This window comes from Deltaproteobacteria bacterium (assembly GCA_026712905.1).
Classification (GTDB): Bacteria; Desulfobacterota; Binatia; order UBA9968; family JAJDTQ01; genus JAJDTQ01.
This window is the reverse complement of record JAPOPM010000027.1, coordinates 1-16,660: the sequence shown is the minus strand read 5'-3', so window position 1 is coordinate 16,660 and position 16,660 is coordinate 1. Positions and strand designations below refer to the sequence as shown.

The following is a 16,660-nucleotide window of genomic DNA, read 5'->3' as shown; positions in this document are numbered from 1 at the left end:
GTGGCGACGTGGCGTCGGTCGCAACGAGCGTGGAGCCGGTTACGGACGGCAAGCCGGTCATGGAACTGGAAGGCAAGAACATCATGGTCTTGGGCCTGGCACGCACGGGTCTGGCGGTGGCGCGATTCGTGACGCGTCGCGGCGCCACCGTGGTGGGCGTGGACGCGCGCGCCGCCGGGGAAATGGAACAGGCCCGGGCGGCGCTGGCGCCGCTTGCGGCGGTGTGCCACTTCGGCGGCGAGAATACGGCTTGGCTCGACGGGGTGGACGCGGTGGTGCCGAGTCCGGGAGTGCCGCGGGACAACCCGCTTCTCGCCGAGGCCGCGCGCCGCGGCATCGAGGTGTTGAGCGAGATCGAGCTGGCCGCGCGCTTCGCGTCCATGCCGCTCATGGCCGTCACCGGCACCAACGGCAAGACCACCACCACGAGCCTGCTGGCCGCCATGCTGGAGGCGGCGGGCCTGCGCGTGTTCGCCGGCGGCAACATAGGCAAGCCCTTGATCGACTACCTGGACGAGACCTGGGACTGGGGCGTCGTGGAGGTGAGCAGCTTCCAGCTCGAATGGGTACGGCAGTTCCGCCCGCGCATCGCCTTGTTCCTGAACCTGAGCGAGGACCACCTCGACCGCTACGACGGACTGGAAAGCTATGGCGCGGCCAAGGCCAGGATTTTCGCCGCCCAGCGGGCGGACGACGTCGCGGTGCTGAATCGCGACGATCCTTGGGCGTGGGGGTTGCGGCGCCGGCTGACCGCCCGGGTGATGTCCTTCGGCTGGTCCGAGGTGGACGAGGGGGCGTTCGTCACGGGAGATGAGATCGTGTGGCGCGGCGCCGGCGCCGAGGATCGTCTGCCGCTGCGGGACCTGCGGCTGCGCGGGGTGCACAACGTCGAAAACGTCATGGCGGCCCTGTGCGCGGCACGGGCGGCCGGCGTGGGTGCCCGCGCCGTCGAGACCGCGGCACGGCGCTTCCCGGGCATTGAACACCGGCTGGAATTCGTGCGCGAGTTCGGCGGCGTGCGCTACTACAACGACTCCAAGGGCACCAACGTCGGCGCGGTGGAGAAATCGCTGGCGAGCTTCGACGCGCCCGTGGTGCTGATTGCCGGCGGAGTGCACAAGGGCGGCAGCTACGACACCCTGGCGCCGCTGGTGCGTGAACGCGTGCGCAAGTTGATCCTGCTGGGCGCGTCCGCGCCGCTCATGCGCACGGCGCTGGGCGCGTCGGCGGACACGGTGGTGGTGCCGGACCTCGCCGCGGCGGTGCGCGCCGCGCGGGCCGAGGCCCGTCCGGGCGACGTGGTGATGTTGTCGCCGGCGTGCTCGAGCTTCGACATGTTCGAGAACTACGCCGAGCGCGGACGGGCATTCAAGGAGCTGGTTCAGGCCCTATGAGCGAGATCCGCAACATGGACCGCTGGATGGTCATGAGCCTCGTGGTGCTGCTCGCCATCGGCATCACCATGGTGCTGAACACCAGCTACCTCTTTTCCCAGGAGCGCTTCAGCGACGGCACCTACCTGTTCCGCAAGCAGTTGGCGGCGGTGGCGGTGGGCGTCGCCGGCCTGTGCGTGGCCGTCCTGCTGCCCCCCTCGGTCTACCGGCGGCTCACCGTGCCGCTCTTCGTGCTCGCGCTGGTGTCCCTGGTGCTGGTGCTCCTGCCCGGCGTGGGCCTGGTCCGGGGCGGCGCGCAGCGCTGGCTCGGTGTGGCGCCGTTCGTGTTCCAGCCGTCCGAGCTTGCCAAGGTGGCCTTCGTTCTCTACCTGGCCTACACGCTCTCCAGGAAGGCCGAGGGGTTGCAGCAGTTCACGGCCGGACTGCTGCCGCCGCTGCTGATGACCGGGTTGTTCGTGGTGCTGCTGCTGGGCGAACCGGACTTCGGCTCCGCGTTCATCCTTGCCGCTATCGCGATGGCGATGCTCTTCGTCGCCGGCGGCCGGGTGACGCACCTCGCCGCCGTGGCCCTGGCGGCGCTGCCGGTGGCCGGGTTTCTGATCATGACCGCGGACTACCGGGTCAGGCGCTTGCTGGCCTTCATGGACCCGTGGAGCGATTCGGCCAACAGCGGCTTCCAGATCATCCAGTCCTACATCGCCTTCGGTTCCGGCCAGTTGTGGGGGCGGGGCCTGGGGCAGAGCCGGCAGAAGCTCCACTACCTCCCGGAGGCACATACGGACTTCATCTACTCGGTGATCGGGGAGGAACTGGGGCTGTGGGGGGCGCTCCTGGTCGTCCTGCTCTTCGGCATCCTGCTGTTCCGCGGCATGCGGCTGGCGCTGGAACGCGAGGAGCCGTTCACGCGCCTGATGGTGTTCGGCCTGACCCTGCTCCTGGGGCTTCAGGCGCTGGTGCACATGAGCGTGGTCATGGGCCTGGTGCCCACCAAGGGTCTGGTGCTGCCCTTCGTGAGCTACGGCGGCTCGGCCATGGTGGTGCACCTCACGGTCGCGGGGATGCTCCTGAGTGCTTCCTGCCGGAGGGGACGGCCATGAGGCTGATCGTAGCCGGCGGCGGCACCGGCGGCCATCTCTTCCCCGGCCTGGCGGTGGCGCGGGAGTTTCTCCGGCGTGACGAAAACGCGCGCATTCTCTTCGTGGGGAGCCGCTGGGGCATCGAGAGCCGGGTGGTCCCGCAGACCGAGTTCCCGCTGGAGCTGCTGCCCATCCGCGGTCTCAAGGGGCGCGGTCTGAAGGGGCTCCTGGAGGGCCTGTACGGCATCCCCCTGAGCCTGTGGCGCTCCCGCGCCATCATCCGCCGCTTCGATCCCCAGTGCATCATCGGCCTGGGAGGCTACGCGTCGGGTCCGTTGCTGCTCGCCGGCGTGTCGCGGCGCATCCGCTGCGCGGTGCTGGAGCAGAACCTGCGCCCGGGCCTCACCAACCGCGTCCTGGGCCGGCTCGTGGACCGGATCTTCACGACCTTTCGCGAGAGCGTGGACTACTTCCCCGCGGACAAGGTCGTGCTCGCCGGCACGCCGGTGCGCTGGCGCGAGTTGCCGGAGGTGGAGCGGGAAGCGGAGCGTTTCCACCTGCTGGTCTTCGGCGGCAGCGCCGGGGCGCACCGGATCAACGAGGCCGTGCTGGGCGCGCTGGCGCACCTGGGGGAGGCGGCGGCCGGGTTCCGGGTCACGCACCAGACCGGGCGCGCGGACGAGGAGCGGGTGCGGCAAGGCTACGCGTCGCTGCCGTGCGCGGCCGAGGTGCTGCCGTTCATCGACCGAATGGACCGGGCCTACGCCGGGGCCGATCTGGTGGTGTGCCGCGCGGGCGCCTCCACCCTGGCGGAGCTGACGCTGTTCGGCAAGCCGGCGGTGCTGATCCCGTACCCCCATGCGGCCCACGACCACCAGCGCCTCAACGCGCTGGCGCTGGAGCAGGCGGGCGCCGCGGCGATGATCGTGGAACGGGAGCTGAGCGCCACGGGCCTCGCGGAGACCCTGCGCGCGCTCCACGGCGACGCCGGCCGGCGCCGCGCCATGGGCGAGGCGGCGGCGCGTCTGGGCCGGGGCGACGCGGCGGAGCGCATCGTCGACGAGTGCCACGCGTTGGTGCCGGAGTGGTCGCCGCACGAATCCGGCGCCGGTGCGGCACCGGGCGCGGCCGGCAAGAAGGCGGCGGGATCATGAGCCCGCCGGCGCGGCGCGACATCAGGCCGTTCGAACGGCGTCACCGGGTGCACTTCGTCGGCATCGGCGGCGTGGGCATGAGCGGCATCGCGGAGGTGTTGTTGAACCTGGGTTACGAGATCAGCGGCTCCGACCTGCAGGAGAGCGAGGCCACCCGGCGGCTCGCCGCCCTGGGGGCGGCGGTGCACATCGGCCACGACGCCGCCCACCTGCCGGAGGAGCTCTCGGTGGTGGTGATCTCCACGGCGGTGAAGTTCGCCAACCCGGAGGTGACGGCGGCCAAGGAAAGGCAGATCCCGGTGATTCCGCGAGCGGAGATGCTCGCCGAGCTGATGCGCATGAAGTACGGCGTCGCCGTGGCCGGAAGCCACGGCAAGACCACCACCACGTCGATGATCGGGCACGTGCTCACCGAGGCGCGCATGGACCCCACCCTGGTCATCGGCGGCCGGGTGCGCTCGCTGGCGGGCAACGCGCAGATGGGCAAAGGCGACATCCTGGTGGCCGAGGCGGACGAAAGCGACGGCACCTTCCTGCTGCTCTCGCCGGTGGTGGCGGTGGTGACCAACATCGACCGCGAGCACATCGACTACTACGGCACCCCGGAGGCCCTGGCCGACGCCTTTCTGGCCTTCGTCAACAAGGTGCCGTTCTACGGCGTCGCCGTGCTGTGCCTGGACCACCCGGGGGTGCGCGCGCTGATACCGCGGGTCAACAAGCGGGTGGTGACCTACGGCCTGTCGGCCGACGCGGACTTCAGCGCCGAATGCGTGGCGACCCGGGGCATGGAGTCGACGTTTTCGGTGCTGCGCCGCGGCCGCGCGCTCGGGACCGTGACGCTGCCCATGCCGGGCCGTCACAGCGTCGCCAACGCGTTGGCCGCCATTGCGGCGGCGGGGGAGTTGGGGGTGGAGTTCGACCAGGCGGCCGCGGCTCTGGGCGTCTTCGCCGGTATCCACCGCCGCTCGGAGATCAGGGGAGAGGCGGCCGGGATACTGGTCATGGATGACTACGGACACCACCCCGCCGAGATCGAGGCCACGCTGCAGGCCATTACGGAAGGCTGGGACCGGCCGTTGACCGTGGTGTTCCAGCCGCACCGTTACAGCCGCACGAAGGACCTGTTCGACGACTTCGTGCCGGCCTTCGACCGCGCTCACCGGCTGATCCTCACGGAGGTCTACGCCGCGGGCGAGGAGCCGGTGCCGGGTGTCGGCGGCGAGGAACTGTGTCGGGCCATTCGGCGCCGGGGCCACATGGACGTCGAGTTCGTCGCCTCCCGCGAGGACATCGCCGGCGGGTTGCTGCCCCGGCTGGCCGAAGGGGACATGGTCCTCACCCTCGGGGCGGGGGACGTCTACAAGGTAGGGGAGTCTTTGCTTGAGTGTCTGCGGGAACAGCGCCCATGAGCGCGGACCGGCTGGCCGCGGAGCTGAGCGGCATCCCCGGCGTGGAAGTGAAGTCGGGCGAGCCCTTGGCTCGCTACACCTCCTTCAAGGTCGGCGGACCGGCGGATTGCTTCGTCGAGGCGCATACGAAAACGGGCCTGAGCGCGTGCCTCGAACTCGTGGCCCGGCACGCCGAGCCGATGCTGCTTCTGGGCAACGGCAGCAACGTGCTGGTGAGCGATCGGGGCGTGCGCGGCGCCGTCCTGCGGTTGCGCGGAGAGTTCCGCCGGGTGCGCTGGCTGGGCGACGGGGCGCGGGTGGGCGCGGCCTGCGCCGTGAGCCGGCTGGTGCGCGAGGCAGTGCGCCGCGACCTCGGTGGACTGGAGTTCGCCGAAGGGATTCCCGGCAGTGTGGGAGGTTCGCTGGTGATGAACGCCGGCGCTTACGGATCGGAGATGGAACGCGTGGTGACCAGGGTTGAGGGGCTGACCGCGGCGGGTGCGCCGTTGGCGCTCGGGCGCCACGAGTTGCACTTCGCCTACCGCGAGACGCGGCTTCCCGCGGGCGCGGTGGTGACCCGTGTGGACCTGGCGCTCACGCCGGACGCGCCGGCGGTGGCGGAGACGCGCATGCGCGAGATCATGGTCCGGCGCCGCGCCAGCCAGCCGTCGGGCCGGCCCAACTTCGGCTCGGTCTTCCGCAATCCGCCGGGGGACCACGCGGGACGGTTGATCGAGGCGGCCGGGCTCAAGGGCCTGCGCGTGGGGCACGCGGAGGTGTCCCCGCACCACGCCAATTTTATCCAGAACCTCGGCGGCGCGCGCGCCGAGGACGTGTGGCGGCTGATCGAGCAGGTGCGCGCCGCGGTGGAGAGCCGTTTCGCCGTCACCTTGCAGCCGGAGGTTCGATTCGTGGGGGAATGGCTGCGATGAGCGAACGGGCCGGGACATTCCGATCCCGCCGCGTGGGGGTCCTCTACGGCGGGCCTTCCGCGGAACGGGAGGTCTCGCTGGTGTCGGGCAAGGAGGTGGCCGGCGCCTTGCGCGACCGCGGGTACGCGTCGGTGGCGCTCATCGACGTCGGCTCGGACCTGCCCGCGCGCCTGCGCGAGGAATGCATCGACGTGGCCTTCATCGCGCTCCACGGCAAGCTCGGCGAGGACGGCTGCGTGCAGGGACTGTTGGAGGTCATGGGCATTCCCTATACGGGCTCGGGGGTGACGGCGTCGGCCTTGTGCATGGACAAGGTCCTGGCCAAGCAGGTGCTGGCGCGCAACCGCATCCCCACGCCGGCCTGCGAGGTGGTGGCCGCGGACCGCTGGCAGGAGGTCAGGCTGCCGTTGCCCGTGGTGGTCAAGCCGCGCGCCGAGGGGTCCACCATCGGCGTCACCATCGTGCGCCGGCGGCGCGACCTGGCGCGGGCGGTGCGCGAGGCCTGCCGCTTCGACCGCGACGCGCTGGTGGAGACCTACGTGGCGGGCCAGGAGATCACCGTGGGTATCCTCAACGGCGAGGCGCTGGGAGTGACGGAGATCCGTCCGGTGACGGGGTTCTACGACTTCAAGACCAAGTACACCTCGGGCATGGCCTCTCACGTCTTTCCCGCGCCCCTGCCCCGTCCCCTCTACCGCCGGGCGATGCGTCTGGCGGCGCGCGCCTGCGCGGTGCTCGGCTGCGAAGGGGCGCCGCGCGTGGATTTCCGCATCTCCCCGGAGGGGCGTCTGTACGCCCTCGAGGTCAACACGCTGCCGGGGATGACGCCGCTCAGCCTGTTGCCGGAGATCGCCGCGGGGGTCGGCATCGGGTTCGGCGAGCTTGTGGAGCGTATCCTCGACCGCGCCGTGCTCAGGAACGGAACCCGGCCTACACCGGTGCTGGAGGCGGCCCATGATTGATCCACGGGCCTGGTTGCGGAAGTTCGGCCGCCGCCGCGCGGGTCTGGCCGCGGGTGCCGTCGCGGCGTGCGCGTTGGTCCTGGCCGCGTGGCTGTACCCGCGGGCTCTCGCCGGAGTCTACCGGCAGGGCGGCGTTGTGCTCCAGGCGTCCGCGGCCATTCGCGGCACGGCGAGAGACATCTCGGAGTTCGTCCTCTCGCATCCCCATTTCACGGTGCGCGAGATCAAGGTCCTGGGAGCGGCACGGGTGAAGGGGGAGGACATCGTGGTGATGTCCGGGTTGCGGCCGTACGCCGGCATATGGAGTGTCGATCCCGTGGAGCTTGGGCAGAAAGTGGAGCGGCATCCCTGGGTGAAACGGGCGCTGGTGCGGCGGGACCTGCCGGCGCGGCTGACCATCACCGTGGAAGAGTGGAGCGCCGGCGGCATCGTCGCCCTGGACCGGCTGTATTACGTGGCGGACGACGGCGTGATCTTCAAGGCCCTCGACGAAGAGGACTCCGTCGACTTGCCGTTCGTGACGGGCCTGCGCGCGGCCGGTCTCGCGCCGGAAGCGCCGGATACCCGGAAGAAGCTGTCGCAGGTGCTGAAGTTGGCGCGCACGGTGGAACGGGCCGGATTGGAGTTGTCGGAGGTCCGCTTCCACTCCGGCGGCGGCGTGGTGCTTTATCCGGATTCCTACGCCGTGCCGTTCCACATGGGCTGGGGTGACTGGGACGACAAGCTGCGCAGGCTCCAATGGTTCCTGCGCGAGTTCCGGGAGCAGGAGACCCGTTTCAGGGCCGTGGACCTGAGTTTCAAGGGGCAGGTGGTGACGCGTCCGCGAAAGCGGGCGTGAGCGCCGGTCGCGATCAAACGAAGGGGCGTGAGACGCTATGACCAAAAAGAACAATCTTGTTGTCGGGCTCGATATCGGCACTCACAAGATCTGCGCGGTGGTGGGAGAGCAGACCGAGCAGGGCCCCGAGGTGGTGGGCGTCGGAATCCATCCGTCCAACGGCCTGCGCAAGGGCGTGGTGATCAACGTCGAGGCCACCATCGAGGGCATCAAGAAGGCCGTGGAAGAGGCCGAGATCATGGCCGGCTGCGAGATCAACACGGTCTTCGCGGGTATCGCGGGGGGCCACATCCGCGGATTCAACAGCCAGGGGGTGGTGGCGGTCAAGAACAAGGAAGTCACCGAGGCCGACGTCGACCGGGTCATCGACGCGGCCAAGGCGGTGGCCATTCCGTTGGACCGGGAGGTGCTGCACGTGCTCCCGCAGGAGTTCGCCCTCGACGGCCAGGCAGGGATCCAGGAGCCGCGGGGCATGTCCGGTGTACGCCTCGAAGCCAGCGTGCACATCGTCACCGGCGCGGTGGCGGCGGCGCAGAACATCATCAAGTGCTGCAACCGCACCGGCCTCAACGTGGCCGATTTCGTCCTCGAACCGCTGGCCTCCGCGGACGCGACCCTGACCCAGGAGGAACGGGAGCTGGGCGTGGCGCTGGTGGACATGGGCGGAGGCACCACCGACGTCGCGCTGTTTCACGGCGGCTCGGTGAAGCACACCGCGGTGCTGAGCGTCGGCGGGAACCATCTCACCGGCGACATTGCCGCGGGCCTGCATGCGCCCATGGCGGCGGCGGAGCAGTTGAAGCAGCGCTACGGCGGGGGGGGGGCCGACGTCGTCAACCGCAACGAGATGCTGGAGGTGCCCAGTGTCGGCGGACGCAGTCCCCGGACGGTGTCGCGGCAGGTGCTGTGCGAAATCATCGAGCCGCGGGTGGAGGAGGTTTTCCATCTCGTGCACCGCGAGATCACCAAGTCCGGCTACGCGCGGCAGGTGGTGTCGGGCATCGTCATGACCGGAGGGTCCACGCTGCTGCCGGGCATGATCGAGATGGCGGAGAAGATCTTCGACGTGCCGGTGCGCCAGGGCCTGCCGGGCAACGTCACCGGATTGGTGGACGTCGTGTCCAGTCCGGTCTACTCCACCGCCACCGGCCTGTTGCTCTACGGCCTCGGGCAGCAGGACCGAAACCTTTTCCGCGTGCGGGACAACGACGTGTTCTTCAAGGTGCGCGGGCGCATGACCGAATGGTTCAAGGAGTTTTTCTAGAGTTAGACGGGAACAGGAATTCGAAAAAGGAGGGCATGTCATGTTCGAGATGGTGGATCCGATCGAATCGGGAGCCCGGATCAAGGCGATCGGCATCGGCGGGGGCGGCGGCAACGCGGTCAACACGATGATCGAAGAGGGCCTCAAGGGCGTGGACTTCATCGTGGCCAACACGGACAGCCAGGCGCTGGACGCGAACAAGGCCGAGATCAAGATCCAGATAGGGGACTCCCTGACCAAGGGGCTCGGGGCGGGCGCCAATCCGGAAGTGGGCCGGCGCGCCGCGATGGAGGACAAGGAGCGCATCCGTGAATTCCTCACGGGCGCCGACATGATCTTCCTCACCGCGGGGATGGGCGGCGGCACGGGCACGGGCGCCGCGCCGGTCATCGCCAGCGTCGCGCGCGAGGTGGGAGCGCTCACGGTGGGCGTGGTCACCAAGCCCTTCATCTTCGAAGGCAAACGCCGCATGCAACAGGCGGAGGAAGGCATCCGGGAGCTCAAGGACAAGGTGGATACCCTCGTGGTCATCCCCAACCAGCGTCTGCTCAGCATCGCCGGCAAGTCCACCACGCTGCTGGAGACCTTCAAGGTGGCCGACGGCGTGGTGACCCAGGCGGTCCGGGGCATCGCCGACCTGATCGTGACGCCGGGGCTCATCAATCTCGACTTCGCCGACGTGCGCACGGTCATGAGGGAGATGGGATTCGCGCTGATGGGGGCGGCTTCCGCCACCGGCGAAAACCGCGCCCTCGAGGCGGCGCAGCAGGCGATTTCGAGTCCGTTGCTGGAGGACGTCTCCATCAACGGCGCGCGCGGGGTGCTGATCAACGTCACCGGCGGCGCCGACATGAGCCTGTTCGAGGTCAACGAGGCGGCCACCCTGATCCAGGCCGAGGCCCACGACGACGCCACCATCATCTTCGGCGCGGTGATCGACGAGGCCATCGAGGATGAACTGCGGATCACGGTCATCGCCACGGGTTTCGGCGACGAAGGACTGACTGCGCCGCAGCCGGCACCGGTGGAGAAGAAGGATGCGCCGCGGCAGAAGCAGGGGTCGTTGGGTCTGGGCGTGCGGGATGCCCGGGACAAGAAGATCGTGCACCTCGGCACGCTGGTGGACGACGAGTACGGCGGTCCGAACTGGCAGCGGGTCGAGGAAAAGGAGCCGAGCGCTCCTCAGCCCATCGACCTCGAAGAGAAGGACATAGCCGAGGAAGACTTCGACATCCCGACGTTTCTGCGCAAACGGATGGATTAGGATTCGGGCATCGCGTTCCCTTGCGTCTCGGTGACGCGGCGCCGCAAGAGGAGCGGCAGGGTGGCCCAGACTCCGAAAACCAGTCCGGCCAGGGTCCAGTACGTCGGGTTGCGCCCGCCGTACCGGGCCACGAAGAAGCAGAGGATAGCGTCGCACAGGTGGATGGCCGCCACGGTGGCCAGCATCGTCCGGGGCTCCAGGCCCGGCCCGATGAACAAGACGCCGGAAGCGTATCCGATCAATGACGTGAGCTCGGTCATGGCGCGTGTGCGTCCGGGGCCGTCGGGAGTGTGCCGTGTCCGGCGACCCTTGACCCTCCTTTCATGGGTACTATAGTTGAGCATGTGGCAAAGACAAACGACCGCCGGATGAATGGACGAACGCCGAAAGAACCGACATGTCCGTAAGAACCATCGAGTGGCGCGACGGAGAGCTGCTCCTCATCGACCAGCGGCGTCTGCCCCGGAAGGAGGTGTACCGGGTTTGCCGCAACTACCGCCAGGTGGCCCAAGCCATCCGCAACATGGTCGTGCGCGGCGCGCCCGCCATCGGCGTCACCGCCGCCATGGGGGTTGCCCTGGGGGCGCGGCACATCCGGGACCGGAAGAACGTCGACAGCGCCATGCGGCAGGTGTTCGAGACCCTGGCGGACACCCGGCCCACGGCCGTGAACCTGCACTGGGCGCTGGAACGCATGCGGCGCGTCTACGAGGCCAACAGGGACGGGGACCTGGGGACGCTGCGGCAGCGCCTGGAGGAAGCGGCCGTCGAGATGTACGACGCGGACATCGCCGCGAACCGCAGGCTCGGCGGTCTGGGCGCGGCGCTGCTGAAGGACTCCCGGCGCATTCTGACCCACTGCAACGCGGGTGCCCTGGCCACCGCGGGTTACGGCACCGCGCTCGGGGTGCTGCGGGCGATGAAGGATAGCGGAATGCCCATCGACGAGGTATTCGTGGATGAAACACGGCCGTTCCTGCAGGGCGCCAGGCTGACCGCCTGGGAGCTGCGCAAGGAGGATATCCCCGTCACCCTCATCACCGACAACATGATGGGTTACGTCATGCAGCAGAACCGCGTGGACGCCGTCGTGGTGGGGGCCGACCGCGTGGCCGCCAACGGCGACGTGGCCAACAAGATCGGTACCTACACCGTGGCGGTGATGGCCCGGCGCCACGGCATTCCATTCTACGTGGCTTGCCCCACCTCCACCGTGGACCTGTCCTGTCCCTCCGGCGCGGAGATTCCCATCGAGGAGCGCGCCGACGACGAGGTGACTCACATCGCCGGACAGCGCATCGCGCCCGACGGAGTGAATACCCTGAACCCGGCGTTCGACGTGACCGACCATTCGCTGGTCTCCGCCATCATCACCGAAAAGGCCGTGGTCACGGCGCCCTATCGCAGCAACTTGCGGAACGTCTGTGCTCCGTAGGGGCAAGGCGAACATCCCGCACTCCGTCACGAGAAACCGCACCATGGCCGTCATCGAGAGACAAGACGAGTTGGAAGCCTGGTTCCACGAGGCCGGCAAGCCACGCGAGCAGTGGCGCGTGGGTACCGAGTACGAGAAGGTCGGCATCGAGCGCGACACGGCCAGGGCACTGTCCTATTCCGGGCGCCGCGGCGTGCGCGCCATCCTCGAAGGGCTCGTCAGCGACTACGATTGGGAGCCGCAGGAAGAGGAGGGCTTCCTCATCGGCCTGAAGCGCGGCAACCATGCCATCACGCTGGAGCCGGGGGGACAGATCGAGTTGAGCGGCGAGCCTTGCGACGACATCCACTGCAGCAACGCCGAGTTCTCCCAGCACATCCGCGAGCTGATCGACGTCGCCGAGCGCTTCGACGTGGCCTTCCTGGGGCTGGGGATACAACCCTTCAGCCGGGTGGACGAGATCGAGTGGCTGCCCAAGCGGCGCTACCGCATCATGGGACCGTACATGTCCAAGGTGGGGACCCTGGGCCACCGCATGATGAAGCAGACCGCCACGGTGCAGGCCAACATCGACTACGGCGACGAGAAGGACGCCATGGCGAAGCTGCGCACGACCATGGGCCTGGCGCCGGTGATCGGCGCGGCATTCGCCAACTCGCCCATTTCGGACGGTGAGCCCAACGGCTTCAAGAGCTACCGCGGCCACATCTGGACACGCACGGACGCGGACCGGTGCGGGCTGCTGGAGTTCTGTTTCTCGCCCGACGCGACGTTCCACCACTACGTGGAGTACGCCCTCGACGTCCCCATGTACCTCATCTCCAGGGACGGTCACTACATCGACATGACCGCGATTTCGTTCCGCCGCTTCCTGGAGCACGGCCACCAGGGCCATTACGCCACCATGGCGGACTGGCAGCTTCACCTCACGACGCTCTTTCCCGAGGTGCGCCTGAAGCAATACATGGAGTTCCGCTCCGCCGACAGCCAGGCGCCCGAGCTCATGCCCGCGTTGCCGGCACTCATCAAGGGCCTTTGCTACGACGCCGACTGCCTGGGCGCCGCCTGGGATCTGGTCAAGGGCTGGACCTTCGACGAGCGCATGACCGCCTACCACGACTCCCACAAGGACGGACTCGCCGCGCGCTTCCGCCGCTATACCCTGGGCGACGTGGCCAAGGAGATGGTGGACATCGCCTGGGAGGGGCTCGCGCGCCAGCACGCCCTGAGCCGGCGCGGCGAGGACGAGACCATTCACCTGAAAGCGCTGCGCGACCTGGTGCAGCAGGGCCTTTGCCCCGCGGACGTCATCCTCTCCAAGTGGCAGGGCGAGTTCCGCCAGGACCTTCGCCGCCTCATCGACGACAGCTCGTACAAGCTGCCGTAGGGGCCCATGGCGATAGGCTGGACTTTTCCCGTTCTTCACGCTACTATCCGTCCCATCTTTCCGTAGGTGTGGTGCGCCACACCTAGCTCCGGAGCGGTCAGGCAGGGCCGGCCGACTCCACGAGGGGGCAGCGGAAAGACGCGCACTGCCGCTTGGATCCGGAAGCGCCGGACCGAGACGGATGAGACATTCTGGCGTCTATCGTTTCCACGGTAGCGGGATGGCCTTCCGGATCGGTCCGGAGGGCTTTTTTGCTTTCGGCCCTGTCGGTGTCTTGTTGTCGGCCGTGGCCTGCTTCGAGGAGGGAAACGAATGGGACGGAAAATGACGGCGCCGGAAATCCGTGGCATGAAGGAACGCGGCGAGAAGATCGTCTGCCTGACGGCGTATGACTACTGCTTCGCCCGTATCCTGGACGAAGCCGGCATCGACCTCATGCTGGTGGGCGATTCGCTGGGCTCGGTGGTGCAGGGGCACGAGAGCACGCTGCCCGTCACCGTCGAGGACATCATCTACCACACGCGCGCGGTGATTCGCGGACGCCGGCGCGCCCTGGTGGTTGCCGACATGCCGTTCATGACCTTCCAGTTGGGCGTGGACGAAGCCAAGCGCAACGCCGGCCGGCTCGTGCAGGAGGGCGGTGCCGAGGCGGTCAAGCTCGAAGGCGGCGTCACCCAGGCCGCCACCATCGAGGCCTTGGTGAAGATGGGCGTGCCGGTCATGGGGCACGTGGGGCTGACCCCCCAGTCGGTGCACCAGTTCGGCGGCTACCGCATCCAGGGGCGCGGCGAGGCCGACGCCCGCGCCATCCTCGACGATGCCGTGGCGGTGGATGAAGCCGGAGCGTTCGCGGTGGTGCTGGAGGGTATCCCGGTGCAACTCGCCAGGGAGATCAGCCGACGCCTGACCATTCCCACCATCGGCATCGGCGCGGGTATGCACTGCGATGGGCAGATCCTCGTGGTGCACGACATGCTCGGCCTGTTCGACGATTTCACCCCCAAGTTCGTCAAGCGCTACGCCGACCTCAAGGGCACCATCGGCGGCGCGGTGCGAACCTACATGGATGAAGTGCGGACGGCGGCCTTTCCGGCGGAGGAGCACGCTTTCCACTGATGCCGGCGCTGCCCGCCATCCAGGAAATCCCCGAGATGCAGGCGTGGAGCCACCGCGTCCGGCGCGGGGGGGAGCGTATCGTCCTGGTGCCGACCATGGGGTTCCTGCACGAAGGCCATCTGAGTCTCGTGCGCGCGGGCCGGAGGCACGGCGACCGCCTCGTGGTTTCCATTTTCGCCAACCCGACCCAGTTCGCCCCGTCGGAGGATTTCGAGAGTTATCCGAGGGACTTGGAGCGCGATGTGCGCCTGCTCGCGGCCGAGGGCGTGGACTTGCTGTTCAACCCCACGGCCGAGGCCATGTATCCGCGGGGTTTCCAGACCTACGTGGACGTGGAGGCGGTGAGCCGGCCGCTCTGCGGGGCGCACCGGCCGGGACATTTCCGCGGCGTGGCCACGGTGGTGCTGAAACTGTTCAACATCGTGCGCCCGCACGTGGCCGTGTTCGGGCTCAAGGACTACCAGCAGGTTCAGGTCATCCGGCACATGCTCCTGGATCTGAACCTCGACGTCGAGGTCGTGGCCTGTCCCACCGTGCGCGAGCCGGACGGCTTGGCCATGAGCTCGCGCAACCGCTACCTGGAAGCGGCCGAGCGGCAGGCGGCCGCGTGTCTGCAAGGCGCGCTGGGCAAGGCCCAGGCGTTGGTGCGCGGCGGCGAGACCAGCGCCGCGAAAGTCCGTGACGCGGTGGTGGCGGAGATCGGCCGCCAGCCCCTGGCGCGGCTCGAGTACGCCGACCTGTGCGACCCCGACGACCTCGATCCGGTGTCCGAGGTCCGCGGACCGACGCTGCTGGCCCTGTGCGCCTGGGTGGGCAAGGCGCGGCTCATCGACAACCGCATATTGGAAGGCCGCCAGCCGTAACGCGATGCCGCGTCCGTCGGTTGCACGACACGCCGCGAGAAGGAAACGGACCCGTCCATGGCCAATGCCAAGGAAACCAACGAGAAGACCATCACGGTCAATCGGCGCGCGCGCCGGGAGTACTCCATCGAGGAGTCCTTCGAGGCCGGCATGGTGCTGCTGGGCAGCGAGGTCAAGTCGCTGCGCGACGGGCGCGCGAACCTGGCCGACAGCTATGCCCGCGTCGACAAGGGCGAGGTGGTCCTGGTCAACTCCCACATCAGCCCGTACCCGGCGGCCAATATGTTCAATCACGAGCCGACCCGACCGCGGAAACTGCTGTTGCGCAAACGCGAGATTTCGAGGCTCCTGGGCAAGGTCAAGGAGCGCGGCTTGACCTTGATCCCGTTAAAGCTATACTTCAAGGACGGGCGCGCGAAAGTGGAGCTGGGTCTGGCCCGGGGCAAGAAGCTCTACGACAAGCGCGCCACGGTCAAGGAACGGATGGTCCGGCGGGAGATGGAACGCTCCATGAAGAGCCGTTGAAGTGGACTGCCGGGGCACATCTCATCTTTTGGGGGCGATATGGGTTCGACGGGGGTGGGAAGTCAAAGTGGCATGCCGGGGTCCTGCGGCCTCGTTAATAACGCAGGACTGCAAGTAACTGCAGACGAACAAGATTACGCCCTGGCTGCCTAGATAGCCAGCGTCTTGCCGGCTTTCTCCCGCGGGGTCGGACAAGGCGTCATTCAGCGGGATGGACCGATTCCTCTGCCGGAGGGGATGAGGTCGAGATCTAAACCGGATAGTCGCACAAGACCCCGTCGCCGGGGGCTTGGGCGATGAGATCAAAACGGCGACTAAGCATGTAGTCACTTTCGGCGGAAAGCCTTCGGACGGGGGTTCGATTCCCCCCGCCTCCACCATGGCCTAGTTTTTCCTGTTCCCATACATTCCCCCAAAGCTCACGAAATCCCTGTAAACAGGGGCTTTCGTGAGCTTGACAGTTCCGGTCGATTCCCTTATGTTTCCACACCTAACGTGGGAAAACTCGTGGGACGGAGAGAGTCCAGATTAAGCTCACGGTCAAGACGATTGAGGGTCTTAGGCGTCCAGGTAGGTACGGGGACGGCGGGACGCTGTTCCTGGTGGTCCACCCTGGCGGCTCAAAGTCATTCGTCCAGCGGCTCACCATCAAGGGTAAGCGTCACGACATCGGTTTGGGACCGTTCCCGCTCGTGACTCTCCGCGAAGCCAGGGAGAGGGCGTTTGAGAACCGCCGGACGGCATGGGCTGGCGGCGATCCCTTGGGCGACGAGCGCAAGGTGACGGTGCTCACGTTCCGCGAGGCTGCCCAGCACACGCACCAAGCCAACTTGTCGCGTTGGCGCAATGACAACACGCCACGTCCTGTAGGGACGGAAAGCATGAGGGGCAAGGACACGAGAGCGGACACGAGGCGGGACAAGGCCTCCGGACAGACGGCCCGGCCAATACGACGGGCTAGGGTGTCGCTGTACGCGGGCGGACGGCTGAACGTGTCCTTCTCGGCGACGCAATGGGAAGCCGTCGAGCGGGCGGCCGAGGCCCTTGGCTTGCCGCTGGTGG

At 68.1% G+C, this 16,660-nt stretch carries 14 protein-coding genes, 1 other RNA gene and 1 pseudogene; 15 read left to right on the top strand and 1 reads right to left on the bottom strand.

Annotated elements, in window-relative coordinates; genetic code table 11:
- Positions 1 to 8 precede the first annotated feature (8 nt).
- The 9 genes and pseudogenes from murD to ftsZ all read left to right on the top strand — a co-directional run bounded on the left by murD (position 9) and on the right by ftsZ (position 10,272).
- Positions 9 to 1,394, top strand: a complete 1,386-nt coding sequence (gene murD, locus OXF11_01980) for a UDP-N-acetylmuramoyl-L-alanine--D-glutamate ligase (GenBank protein ID MCY4485866.1) — start codon at positions 9 to 11, stop codon at positions 1,392 to 1,394.
- Positions 1,391 to 2,491 carry a putative lipid II flippase FtsW gene (gene ftsW, locus OXF11_01975; protein MCY4485865.1) on the top strand — a complete coding sequence of 367 codons (1,101 nt, stop codon included), beginning with the start codon at positions 1,391 to 1,393 and terminating at the stop codon, positions 2,489 to 2,491. Before murD ends, ftsW begins: the two co-directional genes overlap by 4 nt.
- Positions 2,488 to 3,534, top strand: a pseudogene (gene murG, locus OXF11_01970) (undecaprenyldiphospho-muramoylpentapeptide beta-N-acetylglucosaminyltransferase). The gene ftsW and the pseudogene murG overlap by 4 nt, the downstream one beginning before the upstream one ends.
- A gap of 86 nt (positions 3,535 to 3,620) precedes the next feature.
- Positions 3,621 to 5,033: a UDP-N-acetylmuramate--L-alanine ligase gene (gene murC / locus OXF11_01965; GenBank protein MCY4485864.1), complete on the top strand. Its 1,413-nt coding sequence runs from the start codon at positions 3,621 to 3,623 to the stop codon at positions 5,031 to 5,033.
- Positions 5,030 to 5,944 (top strand): UDP-N-acetylmuramate dehydrogenase, encoded by a 915-nt coding sequence (murB, locus tag OXF11_01960; GenBank protein MCY4485863.1) that lies wholly within the window; start codon positions 5,030 to 5,032, stop codon positions 5,942 to 5,944. The genes murC and murB overlap by 4 nt, the downstream gene beginning before the upstream one ends.
- Entirely contained in the window at positions 5,941 to 6,906 is a 966-nt protein-coding gene (locus tag OXF11_01955) for a D-alanine--D-alanine ligase (GenBank protein ID MCY4485862.1), read from the top strand. Before murB ends, OXF11_01955 begins: the two co-directional genes overlap by 4 nt.
- Positions 6,899 to 7,744 (top strand): FtsQ-type POTRA domain-containing protein, encoded by an 846-nt coding sequence (locus OXF11_01950; GenBank protein ID MCY4485861.1) that lies wholly within the window; start codon positions 6,899 to 6,901, stop codon positions 7,742 to 7,744. The genes OXF11_01955 and OXF11_01950 overlap by 8 nt, the downstream gene beginning before the upstream one ends.
- Before the next feature lie 37 nt (positions 7,745 to 7,781).
- Positions 7,782 to 9,008: a cell division protein FtsA gene (ftsA, locus tag OXF11_01945; protein MCY4485860.1), complete on the top strand. Its 1,227-nt coding sequence runs from the start codon at positions 7,782 to 7,784 to the stop codon at positions 9,006 to 9,008.
- Positions 9,009 to 9,048: 40 nt separating this feature from the next.
- Positions 9,049 to 10,272 (top strand): cell division protein FtsZ, encoded by a 1,224-nt coding sequence (gene ftsZ, locus OXF11_01940; protein ID MCY4485859.1) that lies wholly within the window; start codon positions 9,049 to 9,051, stop codon positions 10,270 to 10,272.
- Here ftsZ and OXF11_01935 read toward each other — a convergent pair.
- Complete coding sequence (locus tag OXF11_01935; GenBank protein MCY4485858.1) at positions 10,269 to 10,532, bottom strand: hypothetical protein; 264 nt, start codon at positions 10,530 to 10,532, stop codon at positions 10,269 to 10,271. The two genes, ftsZ and OXF11_01935, sit on opposite strands and share 4 nt — an antisense overlap.
- Positions 10,533 to 10,669: 137 nt before the next feature.
- Between OXF11_01935 and mtnA the strand changes: the two genes are divergently transcribed.
- The 6 genes from mtnA to ssrA all read left to right on the top strand — a co-directional run bounded on the left by mtnA (position 10,670) and on the right by ssrA (position 15,978).
- Positions 10,670 to 11,707, top strand: a complete 1,038-nt coding sequence (gene mtnA, locus OXF11_01930) for an S-methyl-5-thioribose-1-phosphate isomerase (protein ID MCY4485857.1) — start codon at positions 10,670 to 10,672, stop codon at positions 11,705 to 11,707.
- A gap of 43 nt (positions 11,708 to 11,750) precedes the next feature.
- Positions 11,751 to 13,094, top strand: a complete 1,344-nt coding sequence (locus tag OXF11_01925; protein MCY4485856.1) for a glutamate--cysteine ligase — start codon at positions 11,751 to 11,753, stop codon at positions 13,092 to 13,094.
- A gap of 312 nt (positions 13,095 to 13,406) precedes the next feature.
- Positions 13,407 to 14,210: a 3-methyl-2-oxobutanoate hydroxymethyltransferase gene (gene panB / locus OXF11_01920; GenBank protein MCY4485855.1), complete on the top strand. Its 804-nt coding sequence runs from the start codon at positions 13,407 to 13,409 to the stop codon at positions 14,208 to 14,210.
- Between the two features lie 8 nt (positions 14,211 to 14,218).
- Positions 14,219 to 15,073 carry a pantoate--beta-alanine ligase gene (panC, locus tag OXF11_01915; protein ID MCY4485854.1) on the top strand — a complete coding sequence of 285 codons (855 nt, stop codon included), beginning with the start codon at positions 14,219 to 14,221 and terminating at the stop codon, positions 15,071 to 15,073.
- A gap of 57 nt (positions 15,074 to 15,130) precedes the next feature.
- Positions 15,131 to 15,598 carry an SsrA-binding protein SmpB gene (gene smpB / locus OXF11_01910; GenBank protein MCY4485853.1) on the top strand — a complete coding sequence of 156 codons (468 nt, stop codon included), beginning with the start codon at positions 15,131 to 15,133 and terminating at the stop codon, positions 15,596 to 15,598.
- 30 nt (positions 15,599 to 15,628) lie between these two features.
- Positions 15,629 to 15,978, top strand: a transfer-messenger RNA (tmRNA) gene (ssrA, locus tag OXF11_01905).
- Positions 15,979 to 16,660 lie beyond the last annotated feature (682 nt).

What these genes read in the sequence shown, in the direction of transcription:
- ftsW (MCY4485865.1), top strand. Translation starts at nt 1,391, where the DNA reads ATGAGCGAGATCCGCAACATGGACCGCTGGATGGTCATGAGCCTCGTG.
- murC (MCY4485864.1), top strand. Translation starts at nt 3,621, where the DNA reads ATGAGCCCGCCGGCGCGGCGCGACATCAGGCCGTTCGAACGGCGTCAC.
- murB (MCY4485863.1), top strand. Translation starts at nt 5,030, where the DNA reads ATGAGCGCGGACCGGCTGGCCGCGGAGCTGAGCGGCATCCCCGGCGTG.
- OXF11_01955 (MCY4485862.1), top strand. Translation starts at nt 5,941, where the DNA reads ATGAGCGAACGGGCCGGGACATTCCGATCCCGCCGCGTGGGGGTCCTC.
- OXF11_01950 (MCY4485861.1), top strand. Translation starts at nt 6,899, where the DNA reads ATGATTGATCCACGGGCCTGGTTGCGGAAGTTCGGCCGCCGCCGCGCG.
- ftsA (MCY4485860.1), top strand. Translation starts at nt 7,782, where the DNA reads ATGACCAAAAAGAACAATCTTGTTGTCGGGCTCGATATCGGCACTCAC.
- ftsZ (MCY4485859.1), top strand. Translation starts at nt 9,049, where the DNA reads ATGTTCGAGATGGTGGATCCGATCGAATCGGGAGCCCGGATCAAGGCG.
- OXF11_01935 (MCY4485858.1), bottom strand. Translation starts at nt 10,532, where the DNA reads ATGACCGAGCTCACGTCATTGATCGGATACGCTTCCGGCGTCTTGTTC.
- mtnA (MCY4485857.1), top strand. Translation starts at nt 10,670, where the DNA reads ATGTCCGTAAGAACCATCGAGTGGCGCGACGGAGAGCTGCTCCTCATC.
- OXF11_01925 (MCY4485856.1), top strand. Translation starts at nt 11,751, where the DNA reads ATGGCCGTCATCGAGAGACAAGACGAGTTGGAAGCCTGGTTCCACGAG.
- panB (MCY4485855.1), top strand. Translation starts at nt 13,407, where the DNA reads ATGGGACGGAAAATGACGGCGCCGGAAATCCGTGGCATGAAGGAACGC.
- smpB (MCY4485853.1), top strand. Translation starts at nt 15,131, where the DNA reads ATGGCCAATGCCAAGGAAACCAACGAGAAGACCATCACGGTCAATCGG.